Consider the following 25,438-nt stretch of genomic DNA (forward strand, 5'->3'; position numbering starts at 1 on the left):
GGACCCGGAGCGCGAGCAGAGCACGTCGGACATGCTCGGCGCGGCTCTCGGCGGTGCGGCTCGCCGTGCAGGACTCGATCCTGCCGAGACCGGAGCGACCCACAAGGTCGTGTGGTCCGCCATCGGAGGCTGGCGAGGGATCCTCGAGTCGGTACTCCCGAGCCTCGCCTTCGTCATCCTCTTCACGATCGCGCCCGAACCGCTGCTCCTCCCGCTGGGTGTGTCGGTGGGGCTCGCCGCCGTGTTCACGGTCGTGCGGCTGATTCAGAAATCGCCGCCGTCGGCGGCGATCGGCGGTCTCGTGGCAGCAGCCGCGGCCGCTGCGCTCGCGCTGTGGACGGGGCGCGGTGAGGACAATTTCGTTCCCGGACTGCTCACCAATGCGGCGTACGGCACGGCGATGCTCGTCTCTGCGCTGGTCGGATGGTCGCTCATCGGACTCGCGGTCGGATTCCTCATGGGAGAGGGCACGGCGTGGAGGAAGGACAGGCGCAAGCGCCGGGCCTTCCTGTGGCTCGGCATCGCCTGGGCCGCGCTGTTCTACGCCAGGCTCGCCGTGCAGTTGCCGCTCTATCTCGCGGGTGAGGTGACCGCTCTGGGCACGCTGAAGCTCATCATGGGCCTCCCGCTGTTCGCGCCGCTGATCGCCGTCACCTGGCTCGTCGTGCGCGCCCTGTATCCGCGAACCCCGGATGCCGGAACACCGCCGCAGTCGTGATAGATTTATCTTGACATCAAGATAAATTGCAGGCTTTCGCCCGGAGGTCGTGTGGAGCAGACTGGTTAGGTCTGCCTTGCTAGCCGCAGGGGCTCGCTGGCGAGCAAGATGGAGGCGCCTGTCGCTCCCATCCGAATAGAAGGAGACGGATTCGTGTCCACGGTGAACAGCTTCGGTGCCCAGAGCACCCTGACGGTCGGCAGCACCGACTACGAGATCTTCCGCATCGACACGGTGCCCGGTTTCGAGAAGCTCCCCTTCAGTCTCAAGGTCCTCCTCGAGAACCTGCTTCGCACCGAGGACGGCGCGAATGTGACGAAGGCGCAGATCGAGGCTCTGGGGTCGTGGGATGCCGCGGCAGACCCGAGCACCGAGATCCAGTTCACGCCCGCGCGCGTGGTCATGCAGGACTTCACCGGTGTTCCCTGCATCGTCGACCTCGCCACCATGCGCGAGGCCGTCACGGCGCTGGGCGGCGACCCCAACAAGATCAACCCGCTCTCGCCCGCCGAGATGGTCATCGACCACTCGGTCATCGCCGATCTCTTCGGCTCGGAGAACGCACTCGAGCGCAACGTCGAGATCGAGTACGAGCGCAACGGCGAGCGCTACCAGTTCCTCCGCTGGGGCCAGACGGCCTTCAGCGACTTCAAGGTCGTTCCGCCCGGGACCGGCATCGTGCACCAGGTGAACATCGAGCACCTGGCCAAGGTCATCTACGACCGCGAGGTCGACGGCGTGCTGCGTGCGTACCCCGACACCTGTGTCGGCACCGACTCGCACACCACGATGGTCAACGGCCTGGGCGTGCTCGGCTGGGGCGTCGGCGGCATCGAGGCCGAGGCCGCGATGCTCGGCCAGCCCGTCTCGATGCTCATTCCGCGCGTCGTCGGCTTCAAGCTCTCGGGCGAGATCCCCGCCGGTGTGACCGCGACCGACGTCGTGCTCACCATCACCGACCTGCTGCGCAAGCACGGCGTCGTCGGCAAGTTCGTCGAGTTCTACGGCGCGGGTGTCGCATCGGTGCCGCTGGCCAACCGTGCGACGATCGGCAACATGTCGCCGGAGTTCGGCTCGACCGCCGCGATCTTCCCGATCGATGACGTCACCCTCGACTACCTGCGCCTGACCGGCCGCAGCGAAGAGGCCGTCGCCCTGGTCGAGGCCTACGCCAAGACCCAGAAGCTGTGGCACGACGAGAACGCCGAGCCGACCTTCAGCGAGTACCTCGAGCTCGACCTCGGCACGGTCGTGCCGTCGATCGCCGGACCGAAGCGCCCGCAGGACCGCATCCTCCTGTCCGAGGCGAAGTCGCAGTTCGAGCAGGACATCCTCGCCTACGCCGCGCCGTCGACGTCGGACGACGTCGTCGACCTCGAGTCGAAGCACTCGTTCCCCGCATCCGACCCGGGCAATGCACCGGGCGAAGAGGAGCCGCGCACCACCCGTCCGGTGCACATCAACAGCGGCGCTCCGGCCAACGCATCCAAGCCGGTGCCGGTCACCACGCCCTCGGGCGAGAAGTACATCCTCGACAACGGCGCGGTGACGCTGGCGGCCATCACGTCGTGCACCAACACCTCGAACCCGTCGGTCATGATCGCCGCAGGTCTCGTCGCCCGAAAGGCGCTCGAGAAGGGCCTCAAGCAGAAGCCCTGGGTCAAGACGACGCTCGGCCCCGGCTCGAAGGTCGTCACGGACTACTACGAGAAGTCCGGACTCGACAAAGACCTCGAGGGCCTCGGCTTCTACACCGTCGGCTACGGCTGCACGATCTGCATCGGAAACTCCGGCCCGCTGATCGAAGAGGTCTCCGCGGCCATCAACGACCACGACCTCGCCGTGACGGCAGTGCTCTCGGGAAACCGCAACTTCGAGGGGCGCATCAGCCCCGACGTGAAGATGAACTACCTCGCCAGCCCGCCGCTCGTGATCGCCTACGCCCTCGCAGGGTCGATGCACTTCGATTTCGAGAACGACGCGCTCGGCAAGGGAACCGACGGCGAGGACGTCTTCCTGAAGGACATCTGGCCCACCCCGGCCGAGGTGCAGGAGCTGGTCGACTCGTCGATCTCCCGTGAGCAGTTCATCAAGCAGTACGCGACCGTCTTCGACGGTGACGAGCGCTGGCGCAGCCTGCCCACCCCGGACGACGACATCTTCCAGTGGGACGAGAACTCGACCTACGTGCGCAAGGCGCCCTACTTCGACGGCATGACGATGGAGCTCACCCCGGTGAGTGACATCCAGGGTGCCCGTGTCATGGCGACCCTGGGCGACTCGGTCACCACCGACCACATCTCGCCCGCCGGAAACATCAAGGCAGGCACGCCGGCCGCGCAGTACCTCACCGAGCACGGTGTCGACCGCAAGGACTTCAACTCCTTCGGTTCGCGTCGCGGCAACCACGAGGTCATGATCCGCGGAACGTTCGCGAACATCCGTCTGAAGAACGTCATGGTCTCGGCCGTCAACGACGGTCAGGTCGTCGAGGGTGGATACACCCGTGACTTCACGCAGCCCGGCGGCCCGCAGTCCTACATCTACGACGCGAGCATGAACTACCAGGAGCAGGGCACCCCTCTCGTCATCTTCGGTGGCAAGGAGTACGGCTCCGGCTCGTCGCGCGACTGGGCGGCCAAGGGCACGAGGCTGCTGGGCGTCAAGGCGGTCATCACCGAGAGCTTCGAGCGGATCCACCGCTCGAACCTCATCGGCATGGGCGTCGTCCCGCTGCAGTTCCCCGCCGGCGAGAGCTGGGAGTCCCTGGGGCTCGACGGCACCGAGGTCGTCTCGATCACGGGTCTCGAGGAGCTCAACAACGGAGTGACGCCGAAGACGGTGCGCGTCACGGCCACCCCGAGCGAGCAGTCGCCCGAGGGCAAGCAGGTCGTCGAGTTCGACGCGGTCGTCCGTATCGACACCCCCGGTGAGGCCGACTACTACCGCAACGGCGGCATCCTGCAGTACGTGCTGCGTTCGCTCGTCTGATCCCGGTCAGGAAGGGCCCGATTCTTCGGAATCGGGCCCTTCCTGCGTCACGGGCCCGTGTCAAGGGGGAGCCTTCCTCCGGCCTTTCGCGGGCACCCCGGGGTAGGATCGAGCAGGCGTCCGAACCGGAATCGGATGCCGCGAACGGTGCCTATGAGGAGGTGCAGATGCCGATTCTTCCGAGCATCTCAGGACCCCGTGACCTGGACTCGCTGTCCGAGGATCAGCTCATCGAGCTGGCGGGGGAGATCCGCGAGTTCCTCGTCGAGAACGTGTCGCGCACCGGCGGGCATCTCGGTCCGAACCTCGGCGTCGTCGAGCTGACGATCGCCCTGCACCGCGTCTTCTCGTCCCCGGACGACCCGTTCATCTTCGACACCGGACACCAGTCCTACGTGCACAAACTGCTCACCGGTCGCCAGGACTTCTCCTCCCTGCGACTGCGTGGGGGCCTCGCCGGGTACCCGCAGCGCGCTGAGAGCCTGCACGACGTCGTGGAGTCGTCGCATGCGTCGAGCTCGCTCAGCTGGGCCGACGGAGTCTCGCGGGCGCTCACGGCCACCGGCCGCGCAGATCGTCACGTGGTCGCCGTGCTGGGAGACGGATCACTGACCGGTGGCATGACGTGGGAGGCGCTCAACAACATCTCCGACGACAACGATCGCAACCTGGTGATCGTGGTGAACGACAACGGACGCTCCTACGCTCCCACGATCGGCGGCATGTCCCGGTATCTCAACCGAGTCCGCACCGCGGCCGCGTACAAAGACCTGCATCACAGGTCAGACCGACTCTTCCGCGCGTTCGGCCCCGTGGGCCGCGCTGTCTTCCGTGGGGTCCGCGGCGGAACGCATGGCTTCCTCTCGCGCTTCACGAACAACGAAGCGCTGTACTCGAACCTCGACATCAAATATCTCGGCCCCGTCGACGGGCACGACCTGCCGGTCCTGCTCGAGACGCTGGAACTCGCGAAGTCGTACGGCGCACCCGTCATCGTGCATGCGATCACGGAGAAGGGGCGAGGCTACCAGCCCGCCCGCGACGACGAAGCCGATCAGTTCCACGCTGTCGGGCGCATAGATCCGACGACCGGCGAGACGCTCTCGTCGGGAGGAACCGGCTGGACCGATGTCTTCTCCGACGCGCTGGTCTCCGTCGGAGAGCGACGCTCCGATGTGATCGCCATGACTGCGGCGATGCTGCGGCCCACCGGGCTCGCTCCCTTCGCCGAGCGATTCCCCGACCGTGTGTACGACGTGGGGATCGCCGAACAGCACGCTGTCGCATCCGCCGCAGGTCTCGCCTTCGGCGGCCTGCACCCGGTCGTGGCGCTGTACGCGACCTTCATGGGCCGCGCATTCGACCAGGTACTCATGGATGTGGCGCTGCATCGCGCGGGCGTCACATTCGTCCTCGACCGCGCCGGCGTCACGGGCCCCGACGGCCCGAGCCACCACGGTATGTGGGACCTCGCCATGCTGCAGATCGTCCCGCACATCCGCATCGCCGCCCCGCGAGACGGAGCGCGACTGCAGGAAGCATTGGACGAGGCAGTGCTCGTCGAAGACGCCCCGACGGTGATCCGATTCCCCAAGGGCGACGTCGCGCCTGAGCTTCCGGCCATCGAGCGGCTGCATGACGGAGTCGACGTGCTCGCTCGCGGCGAGTCGGAGGACGTGCTCCTGGTCGCGATCGGTCCGTTCGCCGCACTCGCCATGGACGTCGCCGAGCGACTGCGCGCCCAGGGGATCGGTGCCACCGTCATCGATCCGCGGTGGGCGATTCCGGTGCAGCCGTCGATCGTGAGCATGGCCGCGCGCCACCGCCTCGTGATCACCCTCGAGGACGGCATCCGTGTGGGTGGCATCGGTACGCGTGTGCGTCAGGTTCTCCGCGAGGCCGGCATCGACACCGCCGTCGACGAGCTCGGGCTTCCTGATGAGTTCATCGATCACGCGACCCGCGACGAGATTCTCGCGGATGCGGGACTGACCGCATCGAAGATCGCGCAGGATGTCGTGTCGCAGGTGCTCGGAACACGGATTCCCGTCGCCCGGAACGCAGGTGAGACGGGTACCATCGACCTCCCGTTGCGCGAGCGCAGCTGACCGCTCAGTTCAGCGCGTGCAACGCAGCGACGGCTTCTTCCCGTCGGTCGCTGTCGCGAAGCGCCGTCGACAGCAGGTAGCCGTCGGTCAGCGCGTCTCCGGTGACCATGACCCGCACGAGTTCGACTCCGCACGCGCGACGCACATCGTCGGCGCTCGCTGTGAGGATCCGCGTGTTGATCTCATCGTTGTGGGGGAGCTCGGCGCCGTCCAAGCCGCGTATGACGTCGCGCAGAGCCGCCCCGACGATGTTCGACGCTCGCTCTGCCACGTTCACCACATCGAGCTCGAACACGCGCAGGTCCCGGCCCGTGGGGATCGGGCGCCATTCGAACGATGCGTGCACACGATGCTGATGCCCGGCGGCGCCGGTCATGTCGCGCGCAGGGAGGTCTGTCGCACGGCAGCGCACGTCGATGAGCCTGTACCAGTAGAACAGCGGGAACGCCCCGTGGGATCCGGGGCCGAGCACGACGACCTCGCCGACGGCTCCTCCCCGTGATGTCGGGCGGCGCTGCGGCCTGTTGCGGATGATCGGCTTGCCGTTGCGCGTGCGGATCGCCGCCCAGCCTTCATCGACCGTCACGACGAAGATCTTCAGCAGTGCCGGTACGACCAGCAGGATGGTGAGGATCGCCGTGCCGGTCTTGAACAGACCGGACATTCCTTTGCCGCCGAGCATCGAGAGGAGCATGTCCATGACACCACTGTGCCGCGTCACACGGGTGCGTGTGACTCTCCGAACGCCTGATGCGCCCGTGTTCACATGCTGTTCCGTCTTCGTTCTCCGCAGCGCCCTGAGGGAGCAACACCGCCGCGGCCGGCGCACACCCGCAGCGTGTCAGGCGAGGTCGGTGAGTGTCTCGGTCACGATGCGTCGAACGTGATCTTCGGCGCGCTGTCGTTGCGTCTCGACGAGGCCGACGCGGGTACGACGATCGAGCACATCGTCGGCTGTCAACGCTCCCTCCGCCCGCACGGCGAACTCGACCTGGGCACGTGACGGCAGGCCGCCGGAGGCGACGTCGGACATCAGTCGGGCCGTATCGGTCAGACGCAGCGACGCAGTCCGGCTCGGCCCGGCATTCAGGCCCCTCGTCTCCGACGCGAGGTCCACAGCGTCCTCCGCCATCCGGCGGTAGGTCGTGAGTTTTCCGCCGAGGACGTTCACGAAGCCACCCGCCGACACGGCGACCAGGTGGCGCCGCGATATGTCGGCTGTCGAGGTGGCTCCCGTGTCCACCAGCGGTCGGAGCCCGGCGAAAGCTCCCTGAACTCGGTCCCGGCCGATCGGGGTCGAGAGGACCCTGTTGAGATTGTCGAGCAGGAAGGAGATCTCCCGGTCCGTCGGCATGGCGATTCGCGGTGCGGGACCCGGCGCATCCTCGTCCGTCAGCCCGACGATCACGCGTCCGCTGCGCTGCGGCAGCGCGAACACGTAGCGGCTGACCGAGCCTTCATGCGGGATCGTGAGGGCGGCAGAGGGGAGTCCGAGGTCGACGGCGTCGAGCACGATGTGGGTTCCGCGGCTGGGTCTCACGGTGATCGAGTCATCCAGTGTGCCGGCCCAGACGCCTGTGGCGTTGATCACGCTTCGTGCTCGGATCTCCAGGGCCTCGCCGGTCAGGGTGTCTTCGACGATCGCCCCGTCGCTGCGGAGATCCCGTGCGCGGGTCCGCGTGAGGATGCGTGCGCCGAGAGCCGCGGCCGTGCGCGCGACAGTCACGACGAGGCGGGCATCGTCGATGAGTTGACCGTCGTACGAGAGCATCCCTCCTCGCAGGCGGTGACGGTCGAGAGCCGGAACCAGCTCGTGGGCCCTGCGCGCGGAGACGAGCCGTGGCGCGGGCAAGACCGCGCGGGGCGTTCGTGCGCGCATCCGCAGCAGATCGCCCATGGTCATCCCCACGACACCGGCTACGCGCTGCGTGGCCGTCACTCCGGGCGCGAACGGGAGGAGCTGGGGCAGCGGTCTGATGAGGTGTGGAGCGATGACCGACATCAACAGGTGTCGTTCGAGCGCGCTCTCCCTCGCGGTCGCGACATCGCCGGTCGCCAGGTAACGGAGCCCCCCGTGCACGAGCTTCGAGCTGAATCGACTCGTGCCGAATGCGAGGTCGTCCGCTTCGAGCAGCGTGACGGTCAGCCCTCGGGAGGCGGCGTCGAGAGCGACTCCCGTACCGGTGATCCCGCCGCCGATCACGAGCACGTCGACGGTCTCTTCGGCGGCCCGAACGAGATCTGCGGCCCGACGCGCGACGTTGAGGTCGGGGGAGTGGGGGGTCATGGCCGGAGCAGTCCGTCGAGTGCCGCACGCAGCTCGCGTTCCCACGATTGCTCGGAGATGAGCTCCGAGACGGTGCCGTGCGACAGCACCGCCGATTGCGCGATGAGCAGCAGCATCACCGCGATCTCGCTCGGCTCTCCCGCCCTGACGCTCCCGCCCTGCTGCGCGGTCCGGATCGCCGCGGCGAGCCACTGCAGGATCAATCGCTGGCTCGATCCGACGCGCTGCAGCGTATAGCGGGTGAAGACCTCGGGCTCGTCCGCGAGCAGTCGCCCGTACACCTCGTCGGAGCGGAAGGACGCCGAGAATCGGAGCACGTCGTCGACGAGGTCGTGGCGGGTGAGGGGCTCTGTCGGGAACTGCGAGACGATGCCGGTGACCCGGCGGAGCAGAGCCGAGCGAACGACGTCGTCGGCGTCGTTCCAGCTGCGGTAGATCGTCGGTCGACTGTGGCCTGCGCGACGCGCGAGTTCTGCGATGGTGACTCCGTGCACCCCCCTGCGGCTGATCAGCTCATCGGCCGCGTCGAGGATGCGCGCCTGGGTGGCGTCCCAGAGCGGATGCTGCGCGAGCCGCTCTGGTGTTATTGCTTGACGTTCTTCCATGATCTGTCACACTGTAACGCATGGGTCAGGAGAACGGCAGAGTCGCCGCACGATCGGAGATGCGCTGGAACGGGTGGGGTGACCCCGCGAAGGCCGATGATCTGCCGAGGGCTGTTCGGGCGCTGCTCCCGTTGCTGCTCGGGCGCATCCGCAAGCCCGCCGCGCCCGTCGAGCTCGGAGACGTGCTCGTCGACGCCTCTGCGCTGACTCCGGACGACATCGTGGCGTTCACGGTCGTCGTGGGCAAAGATCGGGTCGATGTCTCGGACGAGGCTCGGATCCGCCATGCGGGTGGCCGCTCCACGTCGGACCTGCTGCGAAGACGACGGGAGCGTCAGGCCACCACGGATGCCGTCGTCCTTCCCGCCGATCACGACGAGGTCGCCGCCGTACTCGGGGTCGCCGCCGAGCGGGGGGTCGCGGTGATCCCCTTCGGTGGAGGGACGAGCGTGGTCGGTGCCCTCGACCCCGAGCGCGGCCGACACCATGCCGTGGTCAGCCTGGATCTTCGCCGACTCAGCGGTCTTCTCCGTCTCGACGAGGTCAGCGGCGAAGCCGTTCTCGCCGCAGGAACCACCGGGCCTGATGCAGAGGCGCTGCTCAGCGCGCTGGGATACGAGCTCGGCCACTACCCGCAGAGCTTCCGCTATGCGACGATCGGCGGGTTCGCGGCTGCTCGGTCGTCGGGACAGAACTCTGCGGGTCACGGTCGCTTCGACAGCATGGTCACGGGCGTCAGAGTGGCCACGCCGACCGGCGACATCGACCTCGGGCGGTCGCCCGGCTCGGCTGCGGGTCCCGACCTCATCCGTGTCTTCCTGGGTTCCGAGGGCATCTTCGGGGTGATCACCGAGGTTCGCGTCCGCATCCATCCGATCCCGCGTGAGCGTGTTCTCGAGTCCTGGACCTTCCCGGATTTCGTGGCGGGTACCGATGCCCTCAGAGCGGTGGCGCAGCACGGTGGAGGGCCGACCGTCATCCGCCTGTCCGACGAGGCGGAGACCGCGGTCAGCCTGGCGCAGGTCGGCCGGATCGGCAAGGCGCTCTCGAAGGGCGCAGCGGTCGTCACGGTGTACGAGGGCGAGGGCATCGTCGAGCGCCGCGAGAGGACATCCGAACTGCTGGTGGCCGCCGGTGGAGTCTCCTCCGGCGAGGGAGCGGCGGAGGACTGGCTCGACGGACGCTTCGACGGCCCGTATCTGCGCGATGCGCTGCTCGACGCCGGAGTCTTCTGCGAGACGCTCGAGACCGCGACCACCTGGGCGAACCTCCACACGCTGAAGGCGGCGGTCTCTGCGGCCCTTCGTGACGGACTCTCGGATGCCGGCGCGAAGTCCTCCGTGATGTGCCATGTGTCTCACATCTATCCGACGGGCGCGTCGCTGTACTTCACGGTGCTGGCCGGCATCCGGTCCGACCCGCTGGAGGTCTGGGCTCAGGTCAAGGCGCGTGTGAACGATGCGATCATCGCGAGCGGCGGCACGATCAGCCACCACCATGCCGTCGGCCGGGACCATGCGCCGTGGCTGGAACAGGAGATCGGCGAGACCGGTGTCCGGATCCTGGGCGCGATCAAGCGAGAACTCGACCCGACGGGGATCCTCAACCCCGGTGCCGTGATCTCCGCTGATCGGACGCGTTGACGTGGGCGACCACATCGCCGTGCTGTCGAATCCCTTCGCGGGCAAGGGGCGCGCCGGGCGTGAGGCCGACGCGGCTCTGGCACACCTGCGGGCTCGCGGCCAGGACGTGCATGTGTTCACGGGGGATTCGGCGGCATCGAGTCTGGTACTCGCAACGCAGGCTCTCGCTGAAGCGCCTCGCGTGCTGGTGGTCGTCGGGGGAGACGGCACGCTGTCCGGCATCCTCGACCTGCTCTGCGAGAGCGCCGTCCCCGTCGCGCTGGTGCCCGCCGGCACGGGGAACGACCTCGCGCGGGCGCTGGGGCTGCCGCGCCACGACCCGGTGGCCGCAGCCGAGCTCGCGCTCTCCGGAATCGCCAGGGCGATCGATGTCGGCGAGATACGCACCGAGGGCAGAGTCGCGCCGTTTCTCACGATCGCCGCTCTCGGCTTCGACGCGAAGGTCAGCGATCGCACCAACCGACTCCGCTGGCCCCACGGCGTGCTGCGCTACTACCTCGCCCTCGTGATCGAGCTCCTGCGCCTGCGCCCGATGGAGTTCACGGTATCGGTCGACGGCTCTGACGCCGTGGCAGCTCCTGGCACACTCGTGGCGGTCGGCAACACCGAGAGCTATGGCGGTGGCATGCCGTTATGCGCCGGGGCATCGGCCGACGACGGTCTCCTCGATCTCGTGCAGGTGGCGCCGCTGAGTCGCCTTCGACTGCTACGACTGTTTCCGCTGCTGCTGCGGGGCACCCACCTGTCGCGTCGGGAGGTGTCTCACAGACGTGCCCGCGCGGTGACGGTGAGCGCGCCGGGACTCGTCGTGTACGCCGACGGAGAGCGGCTCGGCGAGGAGGAGTGCACGATCGGGATCCGCCCGGCCGCGCTCACCGTCCTCGTGCCGGCGAAGGAGATCGATCGTGGCTGACACCGGCAGGAAGGCGCACGAGAGTGCTGCGTTCGACGAGGACGTCATCGTGGTCGGCTCGGGGTTCGGAGGATCCGTCTCTGCGCTGCGGCTCGTCGACAAGGGGTATCGGGTGCGGGTCTACGAGGCGGGGCGCCGCTTCGAAGACGAGGACTTCGCGAAGACCAGCTGGGACGTGCGTCGCTACCTGTGGGCTCCGGCGATCGGCTGCTACGGCATCCAGCGCATCCATCGGCTGCCGCACGTCATGATCCTCGCCGGAGCGGGCGTCGGGGGAGGATCGCTGAACTACGCCAACACCCTCTACCAGCCGGGCGGCGCCTTCTTCATGGACCCCCAGTGGAGCGCGCTCGCGAACTGGGATGCCGAGCTGTCTCCCCACTACGCGACGGCCAAGCGGATGCTCGGTGTGGTCAAGCGGTACCCCCATTCCGGTCCCGTCGAGCGCATCATGGCGGGCGCCGCAGAAGATCTCGGCGTCGGAAGCACGTTCCGGCGCGCGCCGGTGGGCGTGTGGTTCGGTACGCCGGGGGAGCGCACGCCCGATCCGTTCTTCGAGGGAGAGGGCCCCGATCGCACCGGCTGCACACTCTGCGGCAACTGCATGGTCGGATGCCGTGTCGGCGCGAAGAACACGCTGATGAAGAACTACCTCGCACTCGCGGAGCGCCGCGGCGCGGTGATCGAGCCGCTCCGCACGGTCACCGAGGTGCGCGAGCTCGCGGGTGGCGGGTTCGCCGTGACGAGTGAGCGCAGCGGTGCGTGGCTGCGTCGTGATCGCCGCACTGTTCGCGCCGGTCAGGTCGTGCTGGCCGCGGGCACCTGGGGCTCGCAGCAGCTGCTGCATCGGATGAAGCACTCGGGTGCTCTTCCCCGTGTGTCCGACGCTCTCGGGCGACTCACGAGGACCAACTCCGAGGCGCTCGACGGCGCGATCGCGACACGGGTTCCGGCTTCTCTCGACCTCGCGAAGGGCATCGCCATCACGACCTCCTTCCACGTCGACGAGCGCACTCACGTCGAGAACGTGCGTTACGGGCCGGGCTCGAATCTGATGGGCGCGCTGGCATCGATCATGGTGCCGGGAGATGTGCCGCTCGGCCGCCGACTGGGCGGGCTCGTCGGGCGATTCCTCCGGGCGCCGATCCGTCAGCTGCAGTTGGGGTCTCTCCGGCACTGGAGCGAGCGCGGCATCATCGCCCTCGTCATGCAGACCGTGGACAACTCGCTCACGCTGTCTCTGCGGCGCCGATTCGGGCGCCTGGTGATGACGAGCAGGCAGGGGCACGGTGAGCCGAACCCGAGCTATCTGCCGCAGGCGCACCGGGCGGCCGCGGCGATCGCCGCGCGCATGCAGAAGGAGGGTGGCGTGCCGGCAGAGGCGCGGGGTTCTTGGCCCGAGGTCTTCGGCATCCCCCTCACCGCGCACTTCCTCGGCGGCGCCGTGATCTCGGCGTCTCCTGCGACCGGGGTCGTCGATCGCTATCACCGCGTGTGGGGGCATCCGGGGCTGCACGTCGTCGACGGGGCGGCGGTACCCGCGAATCCGGGCGTGAACCCGTCGTTGACGATCACGGCGCTCGCGGAGCGGGCGATGTCGTTCTGGCCGCGCTCCGGCGAGGCCGACGAGCGTCCCGTACAGCAGGCATGACGAAGGGGGCCGCGCCGAGCGCGACCCCCGTCGATGCATCCGCTCAGCGGCTTTCGATACCGCGGATCTGCGGGGTGTGGAACTCTCCGCCGAAGGCGCGCTCCGAGGCGCCCTCGCGGTCGAGGTACGGCGACGCGCCACCGTCGATGAACGGCCAGCCGGCGCCGAGGATGAGGCACAGGTCGATGTCCTCGACCTCGGGCACGACGCCCTCATCGAGCATCAGCTTGATCTCGCTCGCGAGACCGTCCTGCACCCGCTGCAGGATCGTCTCGGCCGACGCGGGAGTCTTGCCGACGGCGGGCTTCAGCAGCTTCTCGGCCTGCTTCGTCCAGCCGGTCACCCGACCGCCCTTGTCCTTCTCGATCACCGCGTCGAGCTCTGCGAGAGCGTGGAAGTTCTCGTTCGCGTAGAAGCGGTCCGGGAACGCGTGCGCCATCGTGTCCTGCACGTGGGCGGCGACCTTCCATCCGACCAGGTCGATCAGCTGGAAGGGCCCCATCGGCAGCCCGAGAGGCGCGAAGGCCTTCTCGACGTCGGTGATCGGAGTGCCCTCGTAGACCGCGCGAGCGGCCTCGCCCATGACCTTGGCCAGCAGACGGTTGACCACGAAACCGGGCGCGTCCGCGGTGAGCACCGCGTTCTTGCCCAGGTTCTTCGCGACGACGAACGCGGTCGAGAGCGCACCCTCTGAGGTGACGGGCGTGTTCACGATCTCGATCAGCGGCATCACCGCGACCGGGTTGAAGAAGTGGAATCCGACGAGGCGCTCGGGGTGAGCGAGCTTCGCGCCGATCTCCTCGACCGAGAGCGACGAGGTGTTGGTGGCCAGGATCGCGTCCTCGGCGATGATCTTCTCGATCTCGCCGAACACCTGCTGCTTGACGCCGACCTCTTCGAACACGGCCTCGATGACGAAGTCGCAGTCCGCGTACAGGCTCTTGTCGGTCGTGCCGGTGACGAGCGCACGCAGCTTGTTCGCGGAGTCCGCGTCCAGGCGGCCCTTGCCCTCGAGCTTGCCGATCTCTTCGTGGATGTAGGCGACACCCTTGTCGACGCGCGCCTGGTCGAGGTCGGTGATCAGCACCGGCACCTGCAGCTTGCGCACGAACAGCAGCGCGAACTGGCTCGCCATCAGCCCCGCGCCGATGATGCCGACTTTCGTGACCTTCTTGGCGAGAGCCTTGTCCGGCGCGCCGACGGGCCGCTTCGCGCGCTTCTGCACGAGGTCGAACGCGTACATGGACGCCGCGAACTGGTCGCCGGTCACGAGTTCTGCGAGCGCCTCGTCTTCGCGAGCGAAGCCCTCGGCCTTGGTGCCGCTCTTCGCCTTGTCGAGCAGTTCGAGCGCAGCGTACGGTGACTTCGGAACGGTGCCGATCTTCGACTCGAGCATGCCGCGCGCCATCTTGATGGCGATCGGCCACTTGGTGAGCCGCTCGATCTTGCCAGGCTCGTTCTTGCGCTCGACCTTCCTGCCGCCGAGAACTGCGTCTGCCCAGGCGAGCGAGTTCTCGAGGTAGTTCGCCGCGGGGAAGATCGCGTCGACGATCCCCAGGTCGAACGCCTGCTGCGGTTTCAGCATCCTGTTCTGCTTGAGCGGGTTGGAGATGACGACCTCGAGGGCGTTCTCGATCCCGATCAGGTTCGGCAGCAGGTAGGCGCCACCCCAGCCGGGGATGATGCCGAGGAAGACCTCGGGCAGAGCGATCGCCGCGGCGGATGCGTCGACCGTGCGGTAGCTGGAGTTGAGCGCGATCTCGAGGCCGCCGCCGAGCGCCAGCCCGTTCACGAACGCGAACGAGGGGACGCCGAGCTCGCCGAACTTGCCCAGCACCTTGTGGCCGAGCTGCGCGATCAGGCGGGCGTTGTCACGCGAGCCGACCTTGCTGATGTCGGAGAGGTCGGCGCCGGCGGCCAGGATGTACTGCTTGCCGGTGATGCCGACCGCCTGGATCTCGCCGGCAGCCGCGCGTGCGGCGAGGCCGTCGAGGGTCTCGCCGAGAGCGGTGAGCGTCGCCGGTCCCAGGGTGTTCGGACGCGTGTGGTCGCGTCCGTTGTCGAGGGTGATCAGGGCGAGCACCTTGCCCGATGCGAGGCGGATGTCGCGCACGGGAGAGTGCGTGATCACCTCGCCGTCGGTGAGGGCCTGGATGGGGGAGAAGTCGACGTTCGCGTACTGTTCGGAAATCGAGTGTGCCATCGGCGCTTACTTCCTCTTCTTGCCGTCGAAGTGCGGGTTCTCCCAGATGACGGAGCCGCCCTGCCCGAGGCCGACGCACATGGCCGTCAGGCCGTAGCGCACGTCGGGACGCTCGGCGAACTGCGCCGCGAGCTGGATCATCAGACGCACGCCGGATGCCGCGAGCGGGTGTCCGAGCGCGATGGCGCCACCCCACTGGTTGACACGGGGGTCGTCATCGGCGATGCCGAAGTGGTCGAGCAGGGAGATCACCTGGATGGCGAACGCCTCGTTGAGCTCGAACAGGCCGATGTCGGCGATCGTGAGCCCGGCCTTCTTCAGTGCCTTCTCAGTGGAGGGGATCGGGCCGATGCCCATGATCTCGGGCTGGACGCCCGCGAACGCGAACGACACCATGCGCATCTTCGGAGCGAGACCGAACTCCTTCACCGCACCGCCACCGGCGAGCAGCGACATCGTGGCGCCGTCGGTCAGGGGAGACGAGGTTCCGGCCGTGACGCGACCGTGCGGACGGAACGGTGTCTTGAGCGCGGCGAGGTCCTCCATCGTCGTCTGCGGGCGTCGGCCCTCATCCTCCGTGGCGAGTCCCCAGGCTCCGTCTGCGGTCTTGGTCGCGACCGACACGAGATCCGGCTGGATCTTGCCGGCGTCGTACGCGGCCTGCACCTTGTGCTGGCTGAGCATGCCGAACCGGTCGGAGCGCTCCTTGGTGAGGTGCGGGAAGCGATCGAAGATGCGCTCGGCCGTGACGCCCATGTTGAGGGCGCCGGGGTCGACCATCCGCTCCGCGACGAAGCGCGGGTTGGGGTCGGCGTTCCCGCCGATGGGGTGGTGGCCCATGTGCTCGACTCCGCCGGCCAGGGCGAAGTCGTACATGCCCACACCGATCGACGCGCCCATGGTCGTCACGCTGGTCATCGCACCGGCGCACATGCGCTCGACTGCCAGGCCGGGAACGGTCTGAGGGAGTCCTGCGAGGATCGCCACCGAGCGGCCGAGGGTGAGTCCCTGATCGCCCGTCTGGCTGGTCGCGGCGATCGCGACGTCGTCGATGCGATCAGCCGGGACGGCTGCGTTCCGCTCCATCAGGCCGATGGTCGCCTTCACGGCGAGGTCATCTGCGCGGGTGTTCCAGTACATGCCTTTTTCGCCGGCGCGCCCGAAGGGGGTGCGCACTCCATCGACGAAGAAGACGTCCGAGATCTCGGCCACTCTGCCTCCAAGTTTGTGCGGTGGCCTCAGTCTATGGAGGGCCGGAAACCGGGAGGAATCGGTTGGATCGAACCTACGAAGCGGGCGTGGACGCCTCGTCGGGCGTTTGCGCCGCCTCTACAAAGGCGTCGGCGATCTTCTGTGCGGTCTGTGCAATCTGCCACGGGCGGGCGCCGAGGGCGGCGAGCGCGCCGGCGATGGCATCCGGCGTGGTTCCGGGAACGTCCCATGCGACGCGTCGGAGGTAGTCGGGGGTGAGGAGATTCTCGGTCGGCATCCCGAGTTCGCCTGCCGTCGCCTCGACGAGGGGCCTCGCCGCCTTCAGCCGGGCGTCTGCTTCGGGGTTGCGATCGGACCAGGCACGAGGCGGCGGGAGCGTGTCGCTGGGAACGCGCTCCCGCGGGAGCTCCTCGGTCGTGCGCCCATCGACCATCGCCTGCCACCAGCGATCGAGCTGTGTGCGACTCGCGCGTCCTTGGAACTCCTTGATCCCCGCGAGCGCCTGCTTGCTCTGCGGGTTGGCGAGCACCGCGGCGATGAGCGAGCGGTCGGGGACCAGGCGCCCGGGTGAGACATCCTGTTGCTGGGCGTACGCCTCCCGGGCGTGCCAGAGAGAACGAGCAACGGCGAGATTGCGCGCTCCCCGCACCTGATGCAGGCCGCTCAGGCGGCGCCAGGGGTCGTCACGCGGGGGCTTGGGCATGCGGGTCAGAGTCGCCGCGAACTCCTGGGCCGCGAACTCGGTCTTGCCCTGTTCCTCGAGCTCCAGCGTCAGGATCTCGTACACGTCGATGAGGTGGAGTACGTCGAGTGCCGCGTACTCGAGCCACGCCGCGGGGAGCGGGCGCGTGGACCAGTCGGCGGCCGAGTGCTCCTTCTTGAGCGTGATGCCCAGAGTGTTCTCGACCACTGCAGCGAGTCCGACACGCTCATGGCCCAGGAGACGCGATGCCAGCTCGGTGTCGAAGATCGACTGAGGTACGAGATCGATCTCGCGGAGGGACGGAAGGTCCTGGCTGGCAGCGTGGAAGATCCACTCGACGTCGCCGATGGCAGCCTGCAGAGGGCTGAAGTCCCCGAGCGCCGGCGGATCGAAGAGGAAGACTCCGGCGTCGCGCCGGAAGACCTGCACCAGGTAGGCGCGCTGCGAATAGCGGAATCCGGATGCCCGCTCGACGTCGACGGCCACAGGGCCGCTTCCTGCGGCCAATGTCGCGCATGCCGCATGGAACTCCGAGACGTCGGAGATCACGGAGTATTCAGTCACGTGCTGCCTTTCGCGCGCCGATCACGGCGATGCCCTCGGATCCCGGCGGAAGGCCCGCCAGCATCCCCACCAATTCGGCCCACGCCTCGACATGAGGTCGGAAGGGGCCGGCAGGCGTCCAGGACGCCCTCAACTCTATCTGCGCTCCGTCGCCTTCGTCCGCGAGGCCGCCGAAACCCTTCGAGAGCGTCTTCGTCGATGTGCCGGAGGCGGCGTGATAACCGGCGTCGCGGGACTCGAGAGCATCGATGAGCCACGACCATGTGACATCTGCGAGCAACGGGTCGGTGCCGATCTCGGTCTCGAGCGGAGCCTGCGCGAAGATCACGATGCGCCATGCACCTCCCCACGCGGAAGGAGCCTCAGGGTCGTGCAGCAGCACGAAGCGCCCTGTGCCGTAGACGGACTCGCCCGAGTCGTCAGGTCGGACGTCAGCGGCCAGCGCGAGGGCGTGCGGAGCGAGGCCCTGTGGGGTGGAGATCTCTCGCACTGCGAGGTCGGAACGGAACGCCGTGTCACGGAGCTCTGCCACAGCAGCGTCGAAGATCGTCCCGGCATCGGGGTTTGCGGTCACGGCAACAGGCTAGAGTCAGGAGGCGATGAAGAGTCTCAGGCACGCCGTTGCGCTCCTTGTCCCCGCACTGCTCGCCCTGGGTGGGGCGATGACGCTGCTCGTGCTCGGCGTCGCGCGGAGGGTGGTGGTTCCGGCCTCACGCCCCGCTGATGTCGAGATCCTCGCCGTAGACACCGGCGCACAGACGATCGAGCTCACCCGAACTCCCGACACCGAACTTCCCGGTCGATACGGTCTCTTCACGTCCGGCACCCACGGCTATGTGAAGCTCGGCGCAGTGCTCGCAGCAGACTCCGACACGGTGCGGCGAAAGCTGCTCACGCAGATCGAGCCGGGCGCTCGGGTCGATCGTGCGGCCGCGTTCAGCGGCTGGTACTACTCGTCGCCGAGCGAGTTGCATCTGCGCTGGGAGAGCGTGCTGATCGGATCACCCGCCGGGCCCTGCCCGGCATGGTTCTTCCCCGCCGAATCGAAGACCTGGGTGATCCAGGTCCACGGCCGAGGCGTGACGCGGGCGGAGTGCCTGCGGGCCGTGCCCGTTCTGCACGCCGCAGGTTTTCCCACTCTCGTCGTGTCGTACCGCAACGACGGTGAGGCACCGCGCAGCCGCAGCGGTGCATATGGGCTCGGAGCCACCGAGTGGAGGGACGTCGACGCTGCGATCTCCTATGCGCTGCGCCGTGGAGCTGAGCGGGTCGTGCTGATGGGATGGTCCATGGGTGGCGCGGTGGCTCTGCAGACTTCACTCAACTCCGGCAATCGCGGACGGGTGGCAGGTCTGATCCTCGAGTCACCGGTCGTCGACTGGCGTACTGTGCTGCGCTTCCAGGCCAAGATCGCGGGTATGCGGGCGCCGCTGCCCGATCTTGCGATGAGTGCGCTGTCGGTTCCCCTGACGGCTCGTCTCAGCGGCGCCGACGACGCGATCTCCTTCGATCGCCTCGACATCGTCGCGCGGGCCGAGGAACTGGATCTGCCGATCCTGATCCTGCACAGCGACGACGACGGGTTGGTGCCTTCTGATGCCTCGCATGCGCTGCAGGAGGCGCGGCCCGACATCGTCACGATGCCGCGATTCTCCGTGGCCAGGCACACGAAGTTGTGGAACTACGACCAGATGGGGTGGAGCTCGGCGATCACCGACTGGCTGCGTGAGCAGGGACTCAGCGCTTCTGCCTGACCTGCTTCTTCGCGCGCATGAGCATTCCGGTCATCCCGCCGATCCGCAGGGGCGACACTGCCTTCGTGAGACCGATGGACTGCGGATAGTCGTCAGGAATCGCGAGCACCTCGTCGGTCGTGAGTCCGGTGATGCCCTGTACCAGGATGCTCGCGAAGCCTCGCGTCGTGGGAGCCTCGGCCGGGGCGGTGGCATGCATCGTCACGATGTCGTCGTGCACCTCGACGAAGATGTACACCGGCGACTGGCACTCCGCGACGCGTTCACACATCTCGGGGTGGTTCGCGACCTCGTCGGACACCTCGGGAAGCTCGTCGGAATACTCCAGGAGCAGGAGCAGCCTGTCGGTCTCGGGCGTCTCGAGGAAGCCGTCACGGATCTCGGCGAGGATGTCAGGGAGTTCGCTGGTGCTCATCCCTGACATTCTCACACGGTCAGAGCGATCCGGGCTCGGCGCCGGTGACGATCGGGACGCGCACCGCGCTGCCCCACTCTGTCCATGAGCCGTCGTAGTTGCGCACGTTCTCGAAGCCGAGCAGGTGCTTGAGCACGAACCAGGTGTGGCTGGAGCGCTCACCGATGCGGCAATAGGCAACCACATCGTCGCCGTCGGCGAGGCCTGCACCGTCGCGGTAGATGGCGTCGAGCTCGGCACGCGACCTGAATCCGCCGTCCTCGGCGACGGCCTTGGCCCACGGAACGCTCTGCGCGGTGGGGATGTGACCGGCACGCAGCGTTCCCTCTTCGGGGTACGCGGGGGCGGTGGTGCGCTCACCGCTGTACTCCTCCGGGGAGCGCACGTCGATCAGCGGGCTGCCGATGTGCGCGAGGACGTCTTCCTTGTACGCCCGGATGACGGAGTCGTCGCGCTCGACGACCGGGTACTCGGTGGGGGTGATCTGCGGAGCATCCCGTGTGATCTCGCGACCCTCGGAGATCCAGCGGTCGCGCCCGCCGTCGAGGAGGCGGACGTCTTCGTGGCCGAACAGCGAGAAGACCCAGAGGGCGTAGGCGGCCCACCAGTTGTTCTTGTCGCCGTAGATGACGACGGTGTCGTCGCGGGAGATGCCCTTGCTGCTGAGCAGCTTCGCGAACCCTTCGCCGTCGACGTAGTCCCGCACGACGGGGTCATTGAGCTCCGTGTGCCAGTCGACCTTCACCGCTCCGGGAATGTGGCCGGTCTCGTAGAGCAGCACGTCTTCGTCGGATTCGACCACCACGAGTCCCGGCTGACCGAGACGTTCGGCGAGCCACTCGGTGGTGACGAGCCGGCCGGGCTCGGCATACTCGGCGAACTTGGGCGATGACGTGTCGAACTCGATGGCCACAGGGATCTCCTCAGACTGTGAGCGGCGGTGATGCCGGGTGCGGACGGCGTAGTGTTGATCCGTCACTTCGACGATAGATCCACGCCGAGCGCACTGCACCCGATTCGTAAGACTTCGACACAGGTGCGCCCCCGATACAGGACCGTGATGACCGAATCGCCCACCCGCACGGGCATCGTGCACCTCACCGATCGCCAGCCGACCGTCACCGGTCCTGAGATGCTCGCAAGCCTCGTGCCGCCGCCCCAGTTCGACGGTGCGACCTTCGAGAGCTACCGGGCGGACGCGGAGTATCCGTCGCAGGAGGAGGCGAAGGAGACCCTCATCCGCTTCGCGGGGCGAGGCGCTGCCGTCAAGCGGGGCGGCTTCTTCAGCCGTGCGAAGAAAGAACCGGAGCTGAAGCCTGGCGTCTACCTCGACGGTGGCTTCGGAGTCGGCAAGACCCATCTCCTCGCATCGATCTATCATGCGATGCCCGCACGACGGAAGTATTTCGGCTCGTTCATCGAGTACACGGCTCTCGTGGGGGCTCTCGGCTACAAGAACACCGTCGACCTGCTCAAGGGCGCCGACCTGCTCTGCATCGACGAGTTCGAACTCGACGATCCGGGCGACACGATGGTGATGACCCGCCTCATCGGTGAGCTCGTGCCGACGGGCACCAAGCTCGCCGCCACATCGAACACTCCGCCCAACGCGCTCGGAGAGGGACGCTTCGCGGCTCAGGACTTCCTGCGCGAGATCCATGCGATGTCCGACAGCTTCCAGACGATCCGCATCGACGGGGTGGACTTCCGGCAGCGCGCGCTCGACGGCCACGCGGTGGTCAGCGACGGCGACTCGTATGCAGGGGCCATCGAACTCGGAGCCGAGCGGGGAACGGCATCCGACGATGCGTTCGCCGATGTGATCAGGCACCTGGCGCGTGTGCATCCGTCGCGCTACCTCCGGGTGATCTCGGGTATCGACCTCGTCGGGCTGCGCGATGTGCACGTGCTGACCGATCAGTCCGAGGCGCTGCGGTTCGTGGCCTTCGTCGACCGCGTCTACGACGCGCAGATCCCGATCGTCGCGACGGGTGTGAGCCTCGATCAGGTCTTCGCCGACGAGATGCTCGGGGGCGGTTACCGCAAGAAGTATCTGCGAGCTATCTCCAGACTCAATGCACTCACACACGCAGATCGCAGCATCGCGTAACGCGATGTTCACACGAAGCGCGCTGCTGTAACACCCCGGCAACAAACTTCACGCATTCCGGAAATCGGGCCTCGTCACACTGAAGCTCTCAGTTCCCGAATGTGAGGTTTGACTATGGATGCTCCAGGCAACATCTCCTGGGCGATCACCGCGACCGCCCTCGTACTGCTCATGACGCCCGGCGTCGCCTTCTTCTACGGCGGCCTCGTGAAGGCCAAGAGCGTCGTCAGCATGATGATGATGAGCTTCGGCTCGATCGGACTCGTGGCCGTGCTCTGGATCCTCTTCGGATTCTCGATGAGCGCCGTCGACAGCCCCACCGCCTTCGCAGGCAACCCCTTCGCCGACATCGGCCTCTCGTCCCTCGCTGAGGGCGAGGGATCCAACGTGGCGCTCCTCGGCGTCGCCTACGGTGCCACCTTCGCGATCATCACGGTCGCCCTGATCTCCGGCGCGATTGCCGACCGCGCGAAGTTCGGCAGCTGGCTGATCTTCGCCGGTGTGTTCGCCACCGTCGGATACTTCCCGGTCGCCGCCTGGGTCTGGGGCGGCGGTTGGATCATGAACCTCGGCACCACGCTCTTCGGTGAGGACAGCGGAATCGGTGTCATCGACTACGCCGGTGGAACCGCCGTGCACATCAACGCCGGCGCGGCGGCCCTCGCCCTCGCCCTGGTGCTCGGAAAGCGCATCGGATTCCAGAAGGGCATCCTGAAGCCGCACAACGTGCCGCTGACGCTCCTCGGTGCTGCACTGCTCTGGTTCGGCTGGTTCGGATTCAACGCCGGTGCCGAGTGGCTCGCAGAGGACATGGGCGGCGTCGGCCTCATCGGCCTGAACACGCTGGGTGCGACCGCAGCCGCGATCCTCGGATGGATCCTCATCGAGAAGATCAAGGACGGCAAGCCCACCTCTGTCGGCGCCGCATCGGGTGCTGTGGCCGGCCTTGTCGCCATCACGCCTGCCTGCGCCAACCTGACGCCCGGCTGGTCTCTGCTGCTCGGCGCGATCGCCGGTATCGTCTGCGCTCTCGCGGTCGAGATGAAGTTCCGCCTCGGCTTCGACGACTCGCTCGACGTCGTCGGCATCCACCTCGTCGGTGGTCTGATCGGAACGCTCTACCTCGGCTTCTTCGCCAGCGGCACCGGCCTGTTCGTCGGTGGCGACGCCCGTCAGCTCGCCGTCCAGGCGATCGCCGCACTGGGTGTGCTGATCTACTCCTTCGTGGTCGCCTTCATCATCGGCTTCGCGATCGAGAAGACGATCGGCTTCCGCGTCACGAACGAAGACGAGATCGCCGGTGTCGACCAGGTCGTCCACGGCGAGGAGGGATACGCTCTCGCGGACGCGTGACATGCGGTTAGGGTGACCGTGTGGCTAAGAGCAACGGCATCCTGACAAGACTCGCGGAGATCCTCCTCACGGCATTGGGATCTGACCGGGCGTCTCGGACAACACCCCGTCCGAGGCGCCCGGACGCGCGTCTGCGCACCTCCGACGAGGTGCGCATTTCGCCGTCGGTGGCGGGCACGGACACGAGACGGATCGATCCCAATCGGATCCATCGACTCCGCATCGAGTACGCCCCTGACCGCGACGGTGCCCCCGACGCCGGAGAGATCGTATGGACGTGGGTGCCGTACGAGGAGAACGACGGCCGAGGCAAGGATCGGCCGGTGCTGGTGATCGGCAGGCAATCCGCAGACCGCGTCTATGCGGTGCGGATGACGAGCAAGGCTCACGAGGGTGACCGTGACTATCTGTCGATCGGATCGGGGCGATGGGACTCGCAAGGGCGCGAGTCGTGGGTCGACATCGAACAGCTCTACAGCGTGCACGAGACGGGACTGCGGCGTGAGGCTGCGGCGCTCGACCGCTCACGCTATGGCCGCGTCGCGGCGGCGCTCGTCGGCCGCTACGGGTGGGCGGCTGCCTGAGAGTCAGCGGACTCCGGCATCCGTCGCTCGATCCGGACTCTGCTGAGTCCCCACACCAGGACTGCCGCGGCAAGCAGAGTCGCGAGCAGCGCGGCGACGGTCATCGCCAGCGACAGTGTCCCTCGCTCGGGGAGAAGGAACCCATAGGGCACCCATCCATCTGTCCGTCCCCGGATCAGCACGACGATCAGCCAGAGCAGGGGATAGGGCAGCACGACCCACAGAAGCCTCCACGGCTGTGGTCGGCGATCAGGCACGAGTGCCCAATCGATCAGGACGAGCAGCGGCAACGCGACGTGCAGGGTCACGCTCACCCACGCCGGTGCGCTCCCCGTGCCGGGGACGACGAGGTTGTACACCAGGGCCACCACGATCATCGACGCCACCGACACGGCACGGGCGGTGATGAGCCACGTCGGCACGCTCCGACGACGCAGCCCCAGGACTCCGGTGCTGCACAGCACGATCGCGGCGAGCAGGCTGGTGAGGTTCGTGAAGTAGCCGAAGTAGTCGAAAAGGCTCGCCCCCTGGCGCGGGATGCCGATCACATACGTGTGGATCAGAATGCCGATCACCGACGCTCCGACGACTGCTCGCAGAGCGGAGACCGCGCGGGAAGGCGGAGGCGTCGACGTCATCCGTCCAGGGTACGAGGGGGTGGACCGCAATCCGTTTCCCCGAGTGCTGCGAACCATCTGTGAGTCGCAGGACGCGACGACACCACAGGAGGAATCATGCGTTTCATCCCCACCAAGGTCCACGGAATTCTCGACTACGTCGTCGGAGTCGCATTGATCGCTGCTCCGTGGCTGTTCGGATTCGCGAGCATCGGCGGCCCTGCCGTCATCATCCCGATCGTGCTCGGTGTCGGACTCATCGTGTACAGCCTGTTCACCAAGTACGAATGGGGCCCCTTCGGATTCATCCCGATGCCGGTCCACCTGGTCTTCGACATCGTCGCGAGCCTGTTCCTGGCATTGTCGCCCTGGATCTTCGGCTTCTCCACCGAGGCGCCGAACGTGTGGGTCCCGCACGTCGTGGTGGGTGTCGCCGTGATCATCGTCGTGCTGTTCTCGCAGCCGCAGCCCGCGAAGGTGAAGGCCACGGCACGCGCCTGACCACAAAGACCCTGAGGCCCCGCACGGTATCGGTCCCGTGCGGGGCCTCAGTCCTGCAGTGAGGCACACACCCAGCGGGCGTAGAGCTGCCAGGGGTCGCCCACGGTGCGGAGCTCCGCGATGTGAGACTGGAGCTGCGCGGTGAGCGTGAACCATTCGCCCCCCTCGCGGATGTCGGCGAATTCCCGATGCCGTGCCTGTTCCACCGCCCGCCCGCCCTGCTCGAACGCCAGCAACTCTTCGTGACGGATGCTCGCGAGTCTCTGGCGGGGGCGTCGGCTCGTACCGATCTTCACCCGATGTTCGTAGCGGATGTAGTACACGACCTCGATGACGGGGCGCGAGAGGCCGGGGTCGGGAGAGTCGCCGTAGCGCCACCCGCACCAGGCGCACATCAGAGCCGCCGCGATTCGCACCGCGTCGCGGTGGCCGCAGAGTGCGCAGGGGCTCGGCAGCGGGGTCGTCTTCACCGTCGGCACGTTACCGGCGACCACCGACGTCAGACT

22 protein-coding genes are annotated in these 25,438 nt (G+C 67.5%); 11 read left to right on the forward strand and 11 right to left on the reverse strand.

The genetic code is table 11. The features are described 5' to 3' along the window. Window positions 1-31: 31 nt before the first annotated feature. The 3 genes from ACZZZN_RS06260 (at window position 32) to dxs (ending at window position 5,817) form a co-directional block, all read left to right on the forward strand. Window positions 32-718 carry a DUF3159 domain-containing protein gene (locus ACZZZN_RS06260; protein WP_463506556.1) on the forward strand — a complete coding sequence of 229 codons (687 nt, stop codon included), beginning with the start codon at window positions 32-34 and terminating at the stop codon, window positions 716-718. Between the two features lie 108 nt (window positions 719-826). Further along, the gene (locus ACZZZN_RS06265) at window positions 827-3,709 is read left to right on the forward strand and encodes an aconitate hydratase (RefSeq protein ID WP_463504323.1); all 2,883 of its coding nucleotides are present in this window, start codon (window positions 827-829) and stop codon (window positions 3,707-3,709) included. A 167-nt stretch (window positions 3,710-3,876) separates the two neighbouring features. Continuing rightward, window positions 3,877-5,817 carry a 1-deoxy-D-xylulose-5-phosphate synthase gene (gene dxs, locus ACZZZN_RS06270; protein WP_463504324.1) on the forward strand — a complete coding sequence of 647 codons (1,941 nt, stop codon included), beginning with the start codon at window positions 3,877-3,879 and terminating at the stop codon, window positions 5,815-5,817. Between the two features lie 4 nt (window positions 5,818-5,821). On the opposite strand, the gene ACZZZN_RS06275 is transcribed toward dxs, so the two are convergent. The 3 genes from ACZZZN_RS06275 to ACZZZN_RS06285 form a co-directional block, all read right to left on the reverse strand. Next, complete coding sequence (locus ACZZZN_RS06275; RefSeq protein WP_463504325.1) at window positions 5,822-6,517, reverse strand: SPFH domain-containing protein; 696 nt, start codon at window positions 6,515-6,517, stop codon at window positions 5,822-5,824. A gap of 141 nt (window positions 6,518-6,658) precedes the next feature. After that, a complete protein-coding gene (locus ACZZZN_RS06280; protein WP_463504326.1) occupies window positions 6,659-8,104 on the reverse strand; it encodes a glycerol-3-phosphate dehydrogenase/oxidase in 1,446 nt (481 codons plus the stop codon). Further along, entirely contained in the window at window positions 8,101-8,709 is a 609-nt protein-coding gene (locus tag ACZZZN_RS06285; RefSeq protein WP_463504327.1) for a TetR/AcrR family transcriptional regulator, read from the reverse strand. The genes ACZZZN_RS06280 and ACZZZN_RS06285 overlap by 4 nt, the downstream gene beginning before the upstream one ends. A gap of 20 nt (window positions 8,710-8,729) precedes the next feature. Here ACZZZN_RS06285 and ACZZZN_RS06290 point away from each other — a divergent pair, with 20 nt between their 5' ends. Genes ACZZZN_RS06290 through ACZZZN_RS06300 form a run of 3 tightly spaced genes read left to right on the forward strand, consistent with a single transcriptional unit; the run spans window position 8,730 to window position 12,916 of the window. Beyond that, window positions 8,730-10,352, forward strand: a complete 1,623-nt coding sequence (locus ACZZZN_RS06290) for an FAD-binding oxidoreductase (protein ID WP_463504328.1) — start codon at window positions 8,730-8,732, stop codon at window positions 10,350-10,352. 1 nt (window position 10,353) lies between these two features. Further along, a complete protein-coding gene (locus ACZZZN_RS06295) occupies window positions 10,354-11,265 on the forward strand; it encodes a diacylglycerol kinase (RefSeq protein ID WP_463504329.1) in 912 nt (303 codons plus the stop codon). Beyond that, on the forward strand, window positions 11,258-12,916 hold the full coding sequence (locus ACZZZN_RS06300) for a GMC oxidoreductase (RefSeq protein WP_463504330.1): 1,659 nt from the start codon (window positions 11,258-11,260) through the stop codon (window positions 12,914-12,916). The genes ACZZZN_RS06295 and ACZZZN_RS06300 overlap by 8 nt, the downstream gene beginning before the upstream one ends. 43 nt (window positions 12,917-12,959) lie before the next feature. On the opposite strand, the gene ACZZZN_RS06305 is transcribed toward ACZZZN_RS06300, so the two are convergent. From ACZZZN_RS06305 to ACZZZN_RS06320, 4 genes are all read right to left on the reverse strand, one after another. Beyond that, window positions 12,960-15,119 carry a 3-hydroxyacyl-CoA dehydrogenase NAD-binding domain-containing protein gene (locus ACZZZN_RS06305; protein ID WP_463504331.1) on the reverse strand — a complete coding sequence of 720 codons (2,160 nt, stop codon included), beginning with the start codon at window positions 15,117-15,119 and terminating at the stop codon, window positions 12,960-12,962. A gap of 6 nt (window positions 15,120-15,125) precedes the next feature. After that, on the reverse strand, window positions 15,126-16,331 hold the full coding sequence (locus ACZZZN_RS06310) for a thiolase family protein (protein WP_311245196.1): 1,206 nt from the start codon (window positions 16,329-16,331) through the stop codon (window positions 15,126-15,128). Window positions 16,332-16,404: 73 nt separating this feature from the next. Then, window positions 16,405-17,598, reverse strand: a complete 1,194-nt coding sequence (locus tag ACZZZN_RS06315; protein WP_463504332.1) for a ribonuclease D — start codon at window positions 17,596-17,598, stop codon at window positions 16,405-16,407. Further along, window positions 17,591-18,172: a DUF3000 family protein gene (locus ACZZZN_RS06320; protein WP_463504333.1), complete on the reverse strand. Its 582-nt coding sequence runs from the start codon at window positions 18,170-18,172 to the stop codon at window positions 17,591-17,593. The genes ACZZZN_RS06315 and ACZZZN_RS06320 overlap by 8 nt, the downstream gene beginning before the upstream one ends. Window positions 18,173-18,197: 25 nt before the next feature. On the opposite strand from ACZZZN_RS06320, the gene ACZZZN_RS06325 reads away from it, so the two are divergent. Continuing rightward, the gene (locus ACZZZN_RS06325; protein WP_463504334.1) at window positions 18,198-19,352 is read left to right on the forward strand and encodes an alpha/beta hydrolase; all 1,155 of its coding nucleotides are present in this window, start codon (window positions 18,198-18,200) and stop codon (window positions 19,350-19,352) included. Here the strand turns inward: ACZZZN_RS06325 and ACZZZN_RS06330 are convergent. After that, the gene (locus ACZZZN_RS06330) at window positions 19,336-19,767 is read right to left on the reverse strand and encodes a SufE family protein (RefSeq protein WP_463504335.1); all 432 of its coding nucleotides are present in this window, start codon (window positions 19,765-19,767) and stop codon (window positions 19,336-19,338) included. The two genes, ACZZZN_RS06325 and ACZZZN_RS06330, sit on opposite strands and share 17 nt — an antisense overlap. 19 nt (window positions 19,768-19,786) lie before the next feature. Continuing rightward, window positions 19,787-20,680, reverse strand: coding sequence for a sulfurtransferase (locus ACZZZN_RS06335; RefSeq protein ID WP_463504336.1), 894 nt, complete (start codon window positions 20,678-20,680; stop codon window positions 19,787-19,789). 147 nt (window positions 20,681-20,827) lie between these two features. Between ACZZZN_RS06335 and zapE the strand changes: the two genes are divergently transcribed. The 3 genes from zapE (at window position 20,828) to ACZZZN_RS06350 (ending at window position 23,814) form a co-directional block, all read left to right on the forward strand. Continuing rightward, entirely contained in the window at window positions 20,828-21,877 is a 1,050-nt protein-coding gene (gene zapE, locus ACZZZN_RS06340) for a cell division protein ZapE (protein WP_463504337.1), read from the forward strand. A gap of 114 nt (window positions 21,878-21,991) precedes the next feature. Then, a complete protein-coding gene (locus ACZZZN_RS06345; RefSeq protein ID WP_463504338.1) occupies window positions 21,992-23,230 on the forward strand; it encodes an ammonium transporter in 1,239 nt (412 codons plus the stop codon). A gap of 20 nt (window positions 23,231-23,250) precedes the next feature. Beyond that, window positions 23,251-23,814 carry a type II toxin-antitoxin system PemK/MazF family toxin gene (locus ACZZZN_RS06350; protein ID WP_463504339.1) on the forward strand — a complete coding sequence of 188 codons (564 nt, stop codon included), beginning with the start codon at window positions 23,251-23,253 and terminating at the stop codon, window positions 23,812-23,814. On the opposite strand, the gene ACZZZN_RS06355 is transcribed toward ACZZZN_RS06350, so the two are convergent. Next, window positions 23,793-24,452, reverse strand: a complete 660-nt coding sequence (locus tag ACZZZN_RS06355; protein WP_463504340.1) for a Pr6Pr family membrane protein — start codon at window positions 24,450-24,452, stop codon at window positions 23,793-23,795. The two genes, ACZZZN_RS06350 and ACZZZN_RS06355, sit on opposite strands and share 22 nt — an antisense overlap. 96 nt (window positions 24,453-24,548) lie before the next feature. On the opposite strand from ACZZZN_RS06355, the gene ACZZZN_RS06360 reads away from it, so the two are divergent. After that, on the forward strand, window positions 24,549-24,932 hold the full coding sequence (locus tag ACZZZN_RS06360) for an SPW repeat domain-containing protein (protein ID WP_312168067.1): 384 nt from the start codon (window positions 24,549-24,551) through the stop codon (window positions 24,930-24,932). Window positions 24,933-24,979: 47 nt separating this feature from the next. Here ACZZZN_RS06360 and ACZZZN_RS06365 read toward each other — a convergent pair whose 3' ends face one another. Beyond that, window positions 24,980-25,402, reverse strand: a complete 423-nt coding sequence (locus tag ACZZZN_RS06365; protein WP_463504341.1) for a GIY-YIG nuclease family protein — start codon at window positions 25,400-25,402, stop codon at window positions 24,980-24,982. Window positions 25,403-25,438 lie beyond the last annotated feature (36 nt).

Source organism: Microbacterium sp. AC145 (genome assembly GCF_979258505.1).